This is a genomic window from Hyphomicrobium sp. ghe19, from assembly GCF_902712875.1.
Classification (GTDB): domain Bacteria; phylum Pseudomonadota; class Alphaproteobacteria; order Rhizobiales; family Hyphomicrobiaceae; genus Hyphomicrobium_B.
Genome location: NZ_LR743509.1, coordinates 1,254,525 through 1,268,603, shown reverse-complemented (window position 1 = coordinate 1,268,603; position 14,079 = coordinate 1,254,525). Strand labels below are relative to the sequence as shown.

Sequence of the window (14,079 nt, the reverse complement as noted above, 5' to 3'; positions counted from 1 at the left end):
GGAACCCGTTTCAGAATGGGATCGACAAGTAGCTCGACTGCAATGCGGATAAAGCGGGAGCGGCCCGTCATGGCTGACCAACTTCGTTAATTGTGAGATCGCGCCGAGTTTTGATCTACACACTATCCTGTTAGCGATTTATCACACTCCTAATCTTGATTTCGATCGACGTCGGCATATGCTTCAAACAGTTCGCATGCAGGCTGATTAATTACTGATCAATTGGAGTAACGGGACATGGCAGATCCGACGATCTCAGCCGTCCGAACTCAAGCAACACGTGACCTCTCGACTTCGCCCACGAGACGCGGACCTTTTCGTACGATGCTTGGCAGCGGAGCATTCTCTTTCTCCATATGCTTGCAAGCGGTGAGAAGTTTGAAGCACCACGAAAAAAGCAGCTTTCCGCCTGCCGATGACAGAAGGAGAAGAAAGCATGCCTGGACTGTTGCGACCTGAAGATCTGCAGATGATCGCCTCCGACGCGGAAATGGAAGAGCTGAAGCGCGAGCAAAAACTCAGCCAGAGCAAGAAACAGCAACAGCGCGAACTGCGCGAAGCCTTCATGTCGCGTAAAGTCGCGCCTGAGGCGATCGAGCGCATAAACAACGCCGTGCGCATCGCAGCTCAAAACGGACATCATCACCTACAGGTGATTACGTTTCCGTCGAACTACTGTAGCGACGGCGGTCGACGCATTAACACAGCGGATCCCGAATGGCCGACGTCGCTAACCGGCTTCGCCAAGGATGCATTCGAATTCTACGATGAACAATTGCGGCCACTGGGGTACAAGCTTCGTGCAGAAATCGTAAGTTTTCCGGGTGGAATGCCGGGCGAGGTGGCGCTCTCCCTCGTGTGGTAACCGTTCTAATTCGAGCGAGAGCAATCCCCACCAACCTGGCTCGCCAGATAGGCTAGATCTATGAACTGATCTGCGTGGCGACGCAGCTAGTCGGCAACCAGAATGTAACCACCTACCTGCCTCCCACGGGGCAATTGAGGCTATCTCGCACTCCATATTTCAGCGCGAGATCGATCGGCCATCGGTCGACGCCGAGAGGGTCGAGCGTTCGCATGATTTCCGACAACGTGAATGGAGCCAGAGAAAGTTGTGCGAACATAATGATGGGCCCGCCGCCGATGACCGAGCGGCGGCGGCCGACGCTCTCGAAGGCCTAGACGATAGAGTTGCTGCTCCGGGCGGCTGCGCCGGAATTGTGACCTGATGTCAGCTAATGGCTCGTTGCGGACATCGACAACGGAAAATCATTCCGTCTGATTTCGGATAGAAGGCTGACGTGTCGGATCGACATTTCGAGAGCCAGCTGCAAACGTACAACGTATCGCGAAAATCTCGCCGATATTTCTGATATTTGGTGGGTGATCACGGGCTCGAACCGTGGACCCGCTGATTAAGAGTCAGCTGCTCTACCAACTGAGCTAATCACCCGTACCAATGACCGGCCTAACGAAGGGAGCCGAAGCTCCAAAGGACGGCGAAGGGGCCCGAATGCGGGCCCCTTCGGTGGAGCGAATAGCATCGGCCAGGGGCGCTGTCCACCCCCCTCCTCAAACTATAACAGCCGTTTGAAATAAACGCCGATTTTGCGGGGGGCGAAAGCACTCCATCGGCTCGGGCGCCGCGCTCAGCGCCGGTCGGCCCGGCCATGGACGTAGGCAGACATCGCCAACCCGAGACCGAGCATCAGCGTCGTCATCGATGTGCCGCCGTACGAGACGAGCGGAAGCGGTATGCCGACGACAGGAACGAGCCCGGTGACCATGGCGAGATTGAAGAAGACGTAGAGGAAAAATGTCGTCGCCGACCCGGCAATGGCGAGGCGCGCGAAACGGTTCTCGCACCGCTGCGCCATGATCATCATCATCAGAATGAGCAGGGCGTAAATGGCGATCAAAGCCAGCATCCCCTTGAAGCCCCACTCTTCGCCGATGATGCTCGCGATGAAATCGGTATGTTTCTCCGGCACGAAGTCGAGCTGGCTCTGCGTGCCCTGCATGAAGCCCTTGCCCGCAACGCCCCCCGCGCCCAGCGCGATCTTCGATTGCGTGATGTGATAGCCCGAACCCAGCGGGTCCATGCCGGGATTGATGAAAACTTCGACGCGGCGCTTCTGGTAGTCGTGCATTCCCGACCAGATCACCGGCAGAGAGGCAATGGCGATCAACCCGCCGAGCGCGAAATAGCGAAGCGGAACACCCGCGAGAAACATCAGCGCCAAGCCAAGCGCAATGAACAGGCAAGCCGATCCGAGATCGGGCTGCTGCATCGTCAAAAACACCGGCACCCCGATCATCGCCAGCGGCACCAGAACATACTGAGGCTTCCCAAATTTCTCGGGCGGAAGCTGAAAATAAAAACGCGCGAGAGCTGCAACAAGGGCGAGTTTCATAAGCTCCGACGGTTGGAACGAGATTGGACCAACGTCGATCCATCGCTTCGCGCCGAGCGCCTCCGAGCCGACAAACGGCACGAGAGCCAACATTGCGAGCGCCGCGAGATACGCCGGATAAGCGAGCTTCATCCACACATCGAGGCGAACGGTCGCCATGGCGACGACGATGCCAAGCATGACGAGAAAACGCAGCGTATGCCGTTCCGCCCACGGCTGAAACGAGCCGCCGGAAACGGAATAAAGCGTCGCCGTGCCAATACCCGCGAGCAGGCACGCCGTCAGAAGCACGGGCCAGTGAATGCGCCACAGCTTGTCGCTGAGGCGCAGCGGCCGGCTCGTGCTCCAAGTGGAGAACAACGCATCCATCATCCGGCCTTCCCGGTGTTGTCACCCGTGGGGAAAACGCCGCCTTGCGGAGACTTGCCGCCGGCATGATCCGCGCGATCGACGGCGAAGTTCAGAATATCGCGCGCGAGAAGTGCCGCCGACGCGTTGCCGCGCTCGACAACGGTTGCGATGGCATATCGCGGCGCCTCCGCCGGCTCATAGCCGATGAAAATCTTCGATGCCCCGGCCTTCCCGGCAACGACCGGCCTCCCCGCGCCGAGCTTGGCTTCTTCCGCACTCCCGCCCTGCTCGTTGACGGCGGCGGCCATACCCTGACGAATGGCGTCGAAATGCGCCTCACCGAAATTGAGTGGCACGAACTGGGATATGCCGTCGCGCTTCTCGAGCACGGGAACGACACTCCGCCCCGAAGCAATCCGCGCCGTCATCACGGCAAGCTGCAACGGCGTCGCCTGCACGTAGCCCTGTCCAACGCCGGTCAGCACCGTCTCGCCGCCGAGCCAAGCCGAACTGAGATTTCCCCGCTTCCAATCGGGATCCGGAACAAGCCCGGACTTCTCCTCGCTGAGCCCGAAGTTCCACATCGCACCAAGCCCCAGCGCCCGTGCCGCAACCGAGAGCCGCGCGATGCCTAAGCGGGCGGCCACTTCGCAGAAGAACACTTCGCAAGACGAACTGATCGCTTCATGGAGAGAGAGACTTCCATGCCCGCCCCGCTTCGAACAGCGGTACACGTCTCCGCGATATTCGTATTCACCGTCGCAGACGATGCGTTCGCTCGGCGACAGAACACCGGCTTCGAGCGCGGCGAGCGCCGTCACGACAACGAAGGTTGAACCGGGCGCGTACTGACCAGCGACAGCACGATTGAGAAGCGGTTTGTCTTCCGACTGCGCGAGCTTCTGCCAGTCGGCAACTGTTATTCCCCCCGCGATCGCTCCCGGGTCGAACCCCGGAGCGGAAGCCATGACGACGATCCCGCCCGTTTGAATATCGAGCAGCACCGCAGCCGCCGCAGAGCCCGCGCCCTGCAGCCGGTCGCCCACCAGCCGCTGAAGTTCGGAATCGATCGTCAGCGTCACATCGCGGCCCGCGACGGGATCGACCGTATCGAGATTGCGGACGGCACGTCCGCGCGCATCGACTTCGACTTTCTGCGTCCCGCCCGTGCCGCGGAGGTCGCCATCGAACCCCAATTCGGCGCCGCTTTTGCCGATGCGCATTTCCGGCAGTCTTGCGACGGCATCATCGTCGATCGTGAACCGCTCGACGCTGCCGACAAACCCCACGACATGACAGAGCGCAGCCCCGCCAAGATAACGGCGCCGCAATACGAATTCGGTGTTGATGCCGGGAAGGCTCGGCGCGGCGAGATTGAGGTGCGCCACCTGCTCGAAACTCAAATCCGATGCGACGGTCGTCGGAACGCTCCGCCCCTGCTTCCGCGCGCGAGCGACGATCTTCGCGATCTCATCGTCCGTAAGCGGCAGAATACGGCTGACGCGCCGTAGAACGCCGCCAACATTCTTTGCGACTGCCGGCGTGATGGTAACGCGAAAAACTTGCTCGTTGTCGGCGAGCACGTGTCCGGTGCGATCGAGAATGCGCCCGCGCTTGGGCGCCACGACCTGTAGATTGAGACGGTTATTCTCCGCGAGCGGCCCATAACGGTGAGCGCCCATCACCTGCAGATCGAACAGCCTCCAACCGACCAGACCCAAGGCCGCTGCTTGCACGCCGCCGAGCAGCAGGCTTCGCCGCGTGAATTGATCCAGTTGCCGTGGGGCCCGATCGGAGGTGTCCGTCATCCGCTGCCTCGAGTGAGACGGATACCTCGCGCCGGCTTGGACACCGATCGGATAAGGCCGAGCACCGGAAAAATCAGAAGCGCAGCGAAAATCGCGACAATCGCGCTCCGCGCATAGGGCGCCCAATCAAGCATTTGCAGAAAATAGAGGGAGGCCAATAGCCAGGCGAAAGCGGTCACCAGCCCGATCGCGCCGGCGAGAAGGGCCATTCTTCCGAGTGCGCTATCGACCCTCACGCGCGAGGCGAATAGCGCGACGGCGTAGGCGAAAAGATAAACGAGCGCCCAATACCCGAGAGGACCTTGCGTCAACACGTCGAGCGTCAAGCCGGTGAGAAAGACCACCCACTCCGGCAGCCACGCATCCGCGTCGAGCGTCCACCGGTAAATCGCGATGACGGGCAAGAGCGGCAGCACGAAACGATCTTCAGCCGCCAGTCCCCATGGCAGCACGGCCGCGAGCGTCAGCACCACGACGGAAATGACCGGCATCAGAAAGCGAAGCCACATCATTTTGGTTTCCCTGCCGGCGCAGTGACGTTGCTGGCTTCCCCCGCCGCCCTGCGGTTCGCCAGATCGTCCGTGAGGTCGCGGAACGGATCGGCGTAGAAGAGCACGCTCACGTAATCCAAACGGTCGAGGTCGGCGCGCAATTGGACGCGCGGGTCCGAGAGATTTCCCGCGACCGTTCCGAGGCGAAGACCGGCGGGAAATAATCCGCCCGTGCCCGACGTCGCGACATCGTCGCCGATGGCAATGTTGGCGCCTTCCGGCACGTAGATGATCTTCGGACGGGAACTGTTATCTCCGGCAAGAATTCCGCGGACGGCGTTGGGGCCGATCTGAACGGGAATTCGGCTGTTGAGATCTGTCGCAAGCAGCACGCGAGCAACGTTCTGACTGGCGTCGACGATACGTCCCACGAGTCCGTCGGCGTTGATGACCGGATAGCCCTCTTTGACGTGTCGCGATCGCCCCGCATCGATCGTTACGCTGCGCCCGAACGCGCCGCTCGAGTCCGCGATGACGCGGCTCGTTACGAAATCGAGCTTCTGCTCCGGGACAACCTTCGCCAATGCTTCGAGATCGGCAACCTTCGCTTCGAGTTGTCGCGCCCGCCACTTCCAGTTCTCGAGCTTTTGATTCTCTTGCCTGAGGCGCGCGAGTTCGTTTCCGAGGTCGACGTGCGTCGATATCGATCGTCCGATTTCGCGAATCGGCTCGGCTGGTATCATCGCGCCTTGCAGAACCGGCGTCAGCCAGGACTGAGCCCGCCAGCGGACGTCGCCGATCATCCCGTGGTCGAGCCGGCTGAGCAACATTAAGCCCGCGGCGACGAACACAAGAAGCAGCAGCACGGGCCGCGCGCGCTTTCCCGCTGCGCTATCGCCGCGCCGCAGAAAAAGCTTGTCGTCCTTCAGCCGGGCCATGACAATTCGTCCGCTGCTCTCGACCTGCGCTGGCGCAGGTCAAGGCCTGATCAAAAGATGCTCGCGTTCCTTGAGCGAGCGCAATATCGCAGCCGTCCCCGCAATGACGCATTGCTCCGGCAGCTCGGGTAAATGAACCTTGACGCCGATCCTGCGTTCCAGTTCCTCGTCGAGCTTGGCGAGCTTGGCGCCCCCGCCCGAAAGGTGAATACCGCGCTCGCAAATATCCGTCGAAATTTCCGCCGGCAGATCCTCAATTCCGTGCTGGATGAATTCGGCGATCTGCTCGACCGTTCCTTCCAGCGCCTCCGCAATATCGTGCGGCCCGAGAACGACCGTCTTCGCCTTCCCCTCCCTGATCTCCCGGCCGCGAATAAAAATTTCGGCAGTTTCGCCGTTGATGATGCGCGACGCCGAACCCGCCTCGATCTTGATGCGCTCGGCATTCGCTTCGCCGATCACCAGTTGATGCTTGCGCCTGACGTAACGGACGATGGCATCGTCCATCGCCGTGCCGCCGCAGCGGATCGAGCGCGCCTGCACCACGCCGCCGAGAGACAGAACCGCGATGTCCGTCGTCCCGCCGCCGATATCGACCACCATCGATCCCTTGGGCTCATCGATCGGCAATCCCGCCCCGATCGCCGCCGCGACAGGCTCCTCGACGAGAAATACCTTTCGCGCCCCGGCCGACAGCGCCGTCTCGTAGACAGCGCGCCGCTCCACCGGCGTCGCGCCGGCCGGCACACAAATCAAAATCCGCGGGCGAACGAATTCGATAAGCGACTTCGTGCGCCCGATGAACTGACGCAGCATTTCCTCGGTCGCGACGAAATCGGCAATCACGCCGTCGCGCAGCGGCCTTATCGTCTCGATGCTTTCCGGAGTCCGGCCGAGCATCTGCTTAGCCTTCTCGCCTACCGCCAGCACATCGCGGACGCCGCCGCGCGAACGAATGGCGACGACGGACGGCTCGTTGATGATGACGCCGCGACCCTCGACGTAAACGAGAGTGTTCGCAGTGCCGAGATCAATCGCAATGTTATCGGGAAGTACGCTGCCGAAGCCTAAACCGAACATTCGCGAACCTGGCCTAATCTGATGCCGCCCAGCTTATGGTGTGGAAGGCGTTATACAAGATGGCCGGCCTGTCCAAAGCAAGGCTCTCGCGTGATTGGTAACTGGCTGCGGCTTTCGTTGTTATACAGACAAACGGGCGCGGGTAGCGCACATTGCTGCACGCTACCGCAGTTAAAAGTTAAGCGAAAATCTGCTAATTCGCCTAAATTGCCTGCTGAGCCTGGGCGGTTTTCTGCCGCTTCACGACAAGCTTATTCAGCGCGGCGACAAAAGCCCGGGCGGACGCAACAAGCGTATCGGGATCGGCGGCGCGCCCCGTGGAAACGCGGCCATCCTCCTCGAGACGCACCGAAACCTCGGCTTGCGCGTCGGTACCCTCCGTCACCGCGTGCACCTGATAGAGATCGAGGCGCGCGTTATGCGGAAAGAGCTGCCGGATCGCGTTGAAAGTTGCATCAACCGGTCCGTTGCCGATGCTCTGCACCGTCTTCGACTGCCCGTCGATGTCGAGCGTCAGCGTCGCCGATTGCGGCCCCATCGTCCCCGCGATCACGGTCAAAGCCGTGACCTTTACCCGGTCGTTCATGTGCGCCATGCCGTCGTCGACCAAGGCTTCGATATCCTCGTCGTAGACATGCTTTTTGCGATCGGCGAGCGCCTTAAAGCGATTGAAGGCATCCTCCATCGCATTGTCGCCGAGCGTATAGCCGAGCTCTTTCAGCTTCGACTTGAACGCCGCCCGCCCCGAGTGCTTGCCCATGACCAGCGATGATTTTCCAACGCCGACGGACTCCGGCGTCATGATCTCGTAGGTCTCGGTATTCTTCAAAACGCCGTCCTGATGAATGCCGCTCTCGTGCGCGAAAGCGTTCCGGCCGACGATCGCCTTGTTGTACTGCACCGGGAAATTCGTCACCGCCGAAACGAGCTTCGAAGCCCGCGCCAGCATCTCGGACTGAATGCCCGTGCTGTACGGCATGAGATCGTGGCGCGTGCGGACAGCCATGACGATCTCTTCCAAAGCGGCGTTGCCTGCCCGCTCGCCGAGACCGTTGATCGTGCATTCGATCTGTCGTGCACCTGCGCGAACGCCCGCGAGCGAGTTGGCGACGGCCAGTCCCAAATCGTCGTGGCAATGGGTCGAGATGACGACCTTGTCCATGCCGGGAACGCGCGTCTTCAGCATCGTGATGAGGTCGAAATACTCTTCTGGCAACGCATAGCCGACCGTATCGGGAATGTTGATCGTCGTGGCGCCGGCCTTGATCGCCGCTTCGACGACCCGGCAGAGATAATCATGCTCGGTGCGCGTCGCGTCCATCGCACTCCACTCGACGTCGTCGGTGTAGCCGCGTGCCCGCGTCACCGACGCGACGACACGCTCGTGCACCTGCTCCTGAGTGAGCTGCAGCTGATGCTGGCGGTGGAGCGGCGAAGTCCCGATGAACGTATGAATGCGACCGCGTTTTGCGTGCTTGATCGCTTCGCCCGCCCGGTCGATGTCGTTGAAGTTCGCGCGAGCAAGGCCGCAGATGACTGACTGCTTGGCGAGCTTGGCGATCTCGGTCACCGCCTCGAAGTCGCCTTCCGATGCGATCGGAAAACCTGCCTCGATAACGTCGACGCCCATCTCGTCGAGAAGCTCCGCAACCTGCAGCTTCTCCTCGAACGTCATCGTGGCGCCGGGGCACTGCTCGCCGTCGCGCAAGGTTGTATCAAAAATGATAATCTTGTCTTCGTCGCGCTTCGGCGCGGCTTTGGTCGGGGAGGTCATCGCTTTTCATCCTTTGCCGGGCGACCCTTGGGTCTGCCGCGATCGCTATCGAGCTCGATTGGTGACCGTCTCATCCCCTGGGCACAAACCCGGCGACGGCCGGGTGTCATGCGGCCCAGGGGCCGATAAGGTGAAGAGCCGAAAGCAGGAGATGAGGCGCGATCGTGCCGCCGTGCGCGAAAGCGCCGGAATCAAACACAAAATCAGCAGCAATGTCCGTCGCGCGCGCCATGAAGGCAGACAATCCAGCGAGTTGGCCGAACGATCCGGCCGAACAATTCAGTCCGCGCTGAATAGCCGATCTGGCTCCCCAAAATCAAGCCGTTCGACCGTCGCGCCCCTCAGCCCCGGCAAAAACCCGCGGTCTGCGGCAATTTTCATTGCCGCCCAACGGAGAATGGCCGCAAAACCCGTTCAGGGGCTGCCATACCGGCAAACGTCCATTTTCGGGGGAGACGATCGCGTGACTACAGCCATAGAGCCATCTACGCGGGCAACCACCTATCCGCCGGGCCTCATCGCGCTCCACTGGATCACGGCACTCGTGTTCATCGGCATTTTCGCCGCCGTCGAGCTGCACGAGTTCTATCCAAAGGGCGACCCGACCCGCGACCTGCTGATGCTTGTCCACAAATCGCTGGGGCTCACGATCCTGTTCCTGGTCGTCCTCCGCATCTTCATCCGGAGCCGCAACCCGGCGCCGTCGATCATTCCCGTGCCCCCGGCATGGCAGACGGCGATCGCCCACAGCACCCATGCGGCACTCTATGCGGCGATGATCGCGATGCCGCTGCTCGGCTGGCTGATGTCGAATGCCGCCGGCCGCCCGGCGCCCTTTTTCGGGTTAGAGCTCCCCTTCATCATCGGCGAGAACAAAGATCTCGCGCGCACCCTCAAAGAGGTGCACGAGTTCATCGGCAGCGCGCTCTATTACGTCATCGGCCTGCACGCGATTGCAGCGCTCGCACATCACCACGTGTTCAGGGACAACACGCTTCACCGCATGTTGCCGCTGGCGACGCGCAAATAAGAGATCAGATCTGGAGTGTGCCCTCGGCGACGCGCACGGCATAACCGCCGATCCGCACACCGTCGAGCTTGCCGCGCGCGATCGTCATCGTCAGCGAGATCGCGCTCGGACGCCCCATTTCGAACCCCTGCTCGATGCCGCGCTTATGCACGCCGTCGGGCAGGGCGTCGAATTCCTGGATGACGTAGGCGAAGCTTGCCGCCGCCGACCCGGTCGCCGGATCTTCGCCAATGCCGACGTCCGGCGCAAACATCCGCGTATGGAACGCCGATTGCCCGCGAACACACTGGCGCGTGTAGAGATAAGCCCCGTTGACACCGCGATCGGTGAACGCCCGCGCCCAATGCTGAGGCGCAATCCTCACCTTCGCCATGGCTTCGAGGTTCGACACCGGCACGAACGCAAACGACGGTACGCTCTGCACGAGCGTGGGCTTATGGTTTTCAAAAGCGATCTCGTTGGGATTGAGCCCCACAGCCGCCGCGATCTGCTCCGGCTCCGACATGATTTCCGGAACGCAGTTGAGCTTCGGAGCGTCGAATTCGCCAAATGATGCCCCGCCCCTGCGCATGCGAATGCCGACGCGCAGGCTGCCGATCTCTTCCTCGAGCGCGATGATCGCGTCGCTCTCGCCGTTCCCGAGCAGCGCGCGAAGCTCGGCCAACAGCACTGCCGTGCCGATCGTCGGATGACCTGCGAACGGCAGCTCCCGGCTCGGCGTAAAAATGCGGATGCGGGCCATATGCCCAGGCGTCGTCGTCGCCAACACGAAGACCGTCTCGGAGAGGTTGAACTCCCGAGCGATCGTCTGCATTTCGGTGGCGCTCAGGCGGTCGGCGCCAAGCACGACCGCGAGCGGATTGCCGCCGAAAGGCCGTTCCGTAAAAACGTCCAGGACATGATACGTGAGCGCCATCGTGCGCCTTACTCCCCGCTGCTTCGTCTGCCGTCAGCTTGCCGCGCGCGAGTATAGACCTTGAGCGTCAACGCGAGCGGGCGGAACCATGCGGCAAGCCTCAGCCGCAGCCAAGCCCTTTTTTATTTGCGTCGAACACCCTCAGCGCGCGGCGAAAAGCGCCTCCATCGTCGCCCGCGTCGAAGGCAGCATGTTGAGGCGCTCGATATCGTCGTGATTGGCGACGGGAATAATCGTTTGCAGCTCGGGATCGTCACACGTCGCGTTGTGTTCCTCGACAAGGCGCACAAGCTCGACTGTCGGCACTGGCGCAGAAAAACGAACCGCGAATGACATCTGCGTATCCGACCGCGTGACGATGAAGCCGTCCTCCCTTTGAACGAGCTTCGCGACGTCCCCCATCTCTTCCGCTATCTCGCGTTCGATGCTCCGTGTGATGTCGATCGTTCCGTCAGGAAGCACATCGCGTTCGTCGATAAAGCCCGAAGGCAGACACGCGAACCCGTAGTTCACGTTGCCCGGCATCTGTTGGCCGAGCAGGTACTCGCCGTCCGAGGACCGGATGAGCGCCGACCCAAATCCGTCGAGAACGCCCGCTTCGGGAAAGCCGAGCATGCGCCAGTAGAGATAGCTCTTGAATTCCGTGCGCGTCAGCGTTGCGTGAAGCACGCCGTCGACGAACCGTACACTGTCGATCAGATGCACGATGCCGTTGAAGTACGCAGGGTTCGCTTTCGTCGCCGCCTGCCAATGCGCATCGATCTCAGCTGAATGCTCTTGCGCGAAAGGCCAAGCTTCGCCTGAGAGCCTTAACGAGCAATTCGAAACGGTTTTAACGCCGTTGGCGAAAGGAAAGCCGGCATTCGGCATCGCGCGCGCTATCACGTGAGCGCCACCGCGAAACGAGATGTGCGAGCATGCGAGACACAAATAAGTCTCTCTCTGACTAGAACTCGCACGGGCAATTTCAGCTCCCTTTCAAATGCTCGAAGCACAAATATGTTCGGCATTTATCGATGTGAATTCCAATTGCACAAAAACGTTCTAGCCTTGGGTTCAGCCAAGTTTCGTCATGACCCGGCCAAGATTCGGCACGCATATGACACTCACGACAGCGTCGCTGGGGGGCGACAGTCAAGATCTCCCAGCACCTCTTAGCCGGTTTCAGCATCCTGGTGTTGCACCAGGTTTCATTGCGGCGAGGTGTGATGATGGATCACCTGCCGCCCGATGGAAAACCATCGGGCTCACGCAGCGGCCGCGCTGCGTCAGAGCCCCTTTAAATCCGAAGAAGCCGCGCAAGCGGCAGAATCGGAAACGGGCGGCAGAGGTCCCCGCTCCTCTGCCGCCCGCGTTAGTCCCAGTCGATTGTCCGAAAGGTCAGTTGGCTGGATTTGACGTAGACCGCCCGCGCTGCCGCACGTTAACCCTCCCCAAAGCGCAGTAGTGCGGGCGGTTTCCGCTGTGGGAAACCCGCCCGTCAGCCGCTGACGCGATCAGTTCTTGCCCTTATCGACGAGCTTGTTCTTCGAGATCCAGGGCATCATCGCGCGCAGCTTCGCGCCGACTTCCTCGATCTGATGGCTATCGTTCAAGCGGCGCGTCGCCTTGAAGTTCGGCTGCCCCGCCTTGCACTCGAGCATCCAGTCGCGCGTGAAGCGGCCCGTCTGAATGTCGGCAAGAACGCGCTTCATCTCGGCCTTCGTCTCGGGCGTGATGATTCTCGGACCCGTCTTGTACTCACCGTACTCGGCCGTGTTCGAGATCGAGTAGTTCATGTTGGCAATGCCGCCCTCATAGATGAGGTCGACGATCAACTTCACTTCGTGCAGGCATTCGAAGTACGCCATCTCCGGCGCGTAGCCCGCTTCGACGAGCGTCTCGAAGCCGGCGCGGATCATCTCGACGAGACCGCCGCAAAGCACGGCCTGTTCGCCGAAGAGATCCGTCTCGCATTCTTCGCGGAACGTCGTCTCGATCACGCCCGAACGGCCGCCGCCGATTGCAGACGCATAAGAAAGAAAGAGATCGTGCGCGTTGCCGCTCTTGTCCTGATGGACAGCGATCAGGCACGGCACGCCGCCGCCCTTCTGATATTCGCCGCGCACCGTGTGACCGGGGCCCTTCGGCGCGACCATGCCGACGTCGAGATCCGCGCGCGGCTCGATCAGATTGAAATGGACGTTGAGGCCGTGCGCGAAAAGAAGCGCTGCGCCCTTCTTCATGTTCGGCTCGAGCTGCTCTTTATAGATTTCGGCCTGCAGTTCGTCCGGTGTCAGCATCATGATGACATCGGCCCACTTGGCCGCATCCGCGACTTCCATGACCTTGAGACCGGCCTGCTCGGCCTTCTGTGCCGAACCCGAACCCTTACGCAGCGCAATGACGATGTCCTTGACGCCCGAATCCTTGAGGTTCAGCGCGTGCGCGTGGCCCTGGCTGCCATAGCCGACGACCGCGACTTTTTTTGATTTGATAAGGTTGATGTCGGCATCACGATCGTAATAGACGCGCATGGGCGGCCTCTCGGGTTCCCCGGTCGATATCGACAGTCGGGCTGGGTTGAAAGCAAGGGGCCCAGATCCGCTTGGAACCGGTCGCCCTGAAATCTGGGCGGAACCTACAGAGATCGGGATAAGGATTCAACGGGCCGGGGTGCTACCGACTGCCCTAGCTCGAATATTTCTCCGCCCCTTTTTCTCGTCGCCCCGTGCAACAATTAACCGAACCCTAACTGGGAAAAGCGCAGATTCGCGATATCAGACGCCCAATTCGGACCCGCCCCATGCGAACGATCGCATTATTCGGAACTTTGTCTGCCGCTGTAGCACTTGCCGGTTGCGGCAACAGCGCGGCGCCGGCTAGCCCGAAGGCACAGGCCGAAACGGGGATCTTCATTTCCTCCGGAGATTGCGCCGGCCGCCAGAAGCTCACCATCGATGAGTGCGGACAGGCGATCGATAAGGCGGTTGCGCTGCATCAGAGCCGCGCACCGTCCTACAACTCCCTCTCCGCCTGTGCGGCCGCCGAAGGCCCGGACCGCTGTGCAAAGGGCGTCGACGGCAATTACCAGCCGAAACTCCAGGCATTTTTGATTACGTTCAGCCAGCCGCCGAGCGCGATGCCGCTTTACGCGACGTCGGACGGCTCGTCGGGGTTCAAGGGGCTCGACAAGCAGAATTTTGGACTGAAAGATGAGCGAAACACTTTCTCGGAATCGGCCGAGGCGTTGGCACACGAGAACGCCCGGCTTGCCAAGAAGAGCTGACGCGCGGCG

Annotated in this window: 12 protein-coding genes and 1 tRNA gene; 3 read left to right on the top strand and 10 right to left on the bottom strand. The window is 61.0% G+C overall.

What is annotated here, in order from left to right; all coding sequences use genetic code 11:
* The first annotated feature begins 469 nt into the window (after positions 1-469).
* Positions 470-865: a hypothetical protein gene (locus tag AACL53_RS06005; RefSeq protein ID WP_339083483.1), complete on the top strand. Its 396-nt coding sequence runs from the start codon at positions 470-472 to the stop codon at positions 863-865.
* Positions 866-1,377: 512 nt separating this feature from the next.
* Here AACL53_RS06005 and AACL53_RS06000 read toward each other — a convergent pair.
* The 7 genes from AACL53_RS06000 to AACL53_RS05970 form a co-directional block, all read right to left on the bottom strand.
* A tRNA-Lys gene (locus AACL53_RS06000) sits at positions 1,378-1,453 on the bottom strand.
* Positions 1,454-1,649: 196 nt separating this feature from the next.
* A complete protein-coding gene (gene rodA, locus AACL53_RS05995) occupies positions 1,650-2,786 on the bottom strand; it encodes a rod shape-determining protein RodA (RefSeq protein WP_339083481.1) in 1,137 nt (378 codons plus the stop codon).
* The gene (gene mrdA, locus AACL53_RS05990) at positions 2,783-4,573 is read right to left on the bottom strand and encodes a penicillin-binding protein 2 (RefSeq protein ID WP_339083479.1); all 1,791 of its coding nucleotides are present in this window, start codon (positions 4,571-4,573) and stop codon (positions 2,783-2,785) included. Before mrdA ends, rodA begins: the two co-directional genes overlap by 4 nt.
* Positions 4,570-5,085, bottom strand: coding sequence for a rod shape-determining protein MreD (gene mreD, locus AACL53_RS05985; protein ID WP_339083477.1), 516 nt, complete (start codon positions 5,083-5,085; stop codon positions 4,570-4,572). The genes mrdA and mreD overlap by 4 nt, the downstream gene beginning before the upstream one ends.
* The gene (mreC, locus tag AACL53_RS05980; protein WP_339083475.1) at positions 5,082-6,002 is read right to left on the bottom strand and encodes a rod shape-determining protein MreC; all 921 of its coding nucleotides are present in this window, start codon (positions 6,000-6,002) and stop codon (positions 5,082-5,084) included. The genes mreD and mreC overlap by 4 nt, the downstream gene beginning before the upstream one ends.
* 39 nt (positions 6,003-6,041) lie before the next feature.
* Positions 6,042-7,082, bottom strand: a complete 1,041-nt coding sequence (locus tag AACL53_RS05975; RefSeq protein ID WP_339083473.1) for a rod shape-determining protein — start codon at positions 7,080-7,082, stop codon at positions 6,042-6,044.
* Between the two features lie 202 nt (positions 7,083-7,284).
* The gene (locus AACL53_RS05970) at positions 7,285-8,856 is read right to left on the bottom strand and encodes a 2-isopropylmalate synthase (RefSeq protein ID WP_339083471.1); all 1,572 of its coding nucleotides are present in this window, start codon (positions 8,854-8,856) and stop codon (positions 7,285-7,287) included.
* Between the two features lie 463 nt (positions 8,857-9,319).
* On the opposite strand from AACL53_RS05970, the gene AACL53_RS05965 reads away from it, so the two are divergent.
* Entirely contained in the window at positions 9,320-9,886 is a 567-nt protein-coding gene (locus tag AACL53_RS05965) for a cytochrome b (RefSeq protein WP_339083470.1), read from the top strand.
* A gap of 4 nt (positions 9,887-9,890) precedes the next feature.
* Here AACL53_RS05965 and AACL53_RS05960 read toward each other — a convergent pair whose 3' ends face one another.
* The 3 genes from AACL53_RS05960 to ilvC all read right to left on the bottom strand — a co-directional run bounded on the left by AACL53_RS05960 (position 9,891) and on the right by ilvC (position 13,318).
* Entirely contained in the window at positions 9,891-10,802 is a 912-nt protein-coding gene (locus AACL53_RS05960; protein ID WP_339083468.1) for a PhzF family phenazine biosynthesis protein, read from the bottom strand.
* A 141-nt stretch (positions 10,803-10,943) separates the two neighbouring features.
* Positions 10,944-11,687, bottom strand: a complete 744-nt coding sequence (locus AACL53_RS05955; RefSeq protein WP_339083466.1) for an NUDIX hydrolase — start codon at positions 11,685-11,687, stop codon at positions 10,944-10,946.
* A 611-nt stretch (positions 11,688-12,298) separates the two neighbouring features.
* Positions 12,299-13,318 (bottom strand): ketol-acid reductoisomerase, encoded by a 1,020-nt coding sequence (gene ilvC, locus AACL53_RS05950; protein ID WP_339083464.1) that lies wholly within the window; start codon positions 13,316-13,318, stop codon positions 12,299-12,301.
* A 269-nt stretch (positions 13,319-13,587) separates the two neighbouring features.
* On the opposite strand from ilvC, the gene AACL53_RS05945 reads away from it, so the two are divergent.
* Positions 13,588-14,070, top strand: coding sequence for a DUF1190 domain-containing protein (locus AACL53_RS05945; protein ID WP_339083461.1), 483 nt, complete (start codon positions 13,588-13,590; stop codon positions 14,068-14,070).
* The last annotated feature ends 9 nt before the right edge of the window (positions 14,071-14,079 follow it).

What these genes read in the sequence shown, in the direction of transcription:
- AACL53_RS06005 (WP_339083483.1), top strand. Translation starts at nt 470, where the DNA reads ATGATCGCCTCCGACGCGGAAATGGAAGAGCTGAAGCGCGAGCAAAAA.
- rodA (WP_339083481.1), bottom strand. Translation starts at nt 2,786, where the DNA reads ATGATGGATGCGTTGTTCTCCACTTGGAGCACGAGCCGGCCGCTGCGC.
- mrdA (WP_339083479.1), bottom strand. Translation starts at nt 4,573, where the DNA reads ATGACGGACACCTCCGATCGGGCCCCACGGCAACTGGATCAATTCACG.
- mreD (WP_339083477.1), bottom strand. Translation starts at nt 5,085, where the DNA reads ATGATGTGGCTTCGCTTTCTGATGCCGGTCATTTCCGTCGTGGTGCTG.
- mreC (WP_339083475.1), bottom strand. Translation starts at nt 6,002, where the DNA reads ATGGCCCGGCTGAAGGACGACAAGCTTTTTCTGCGGCGCGGCGATAGC.
- AACL53_RS05975 (WP_339083473.1), bottom strand. Translation starts at nt 7,082, where the DNA reads ATGTTCGGTTTAGGCTTCGGCAGCGTACTTCCCGATAACATTGCGATT.
- AACL53_RS05970 (WP_339083471.1), bottom strand. Translation starts at nt 8,856, where the DNA reads ATGACCTCCCCGACCAAAGCCGCGCCGAAGCGCGACGAAGACAAGATT.
- AACL53_RS05960 (WP_339083468.1), bottom strand. Translation starts at nt 10,802, where the DNA reads ATGGCGCTCACGTATCATGTCCTGGACGTTTTTACGGAACGGCCTTTC.
- ilvC (WP_339083464.1), bottom strand. Translation starts at nt 13,318, where the DNA reads ATGCGCGTCTATTACGATCGTGATGCCGACATCAACCTTATCAAATCA.
- AACL53_RS05945 (WP_339083461.1), top strand. Translation starts at nt 13,588, where the DNA reads ATGCGAACGATCGCATTATTCGGAACTTTGTCTGCCGCTGTAGCACTT.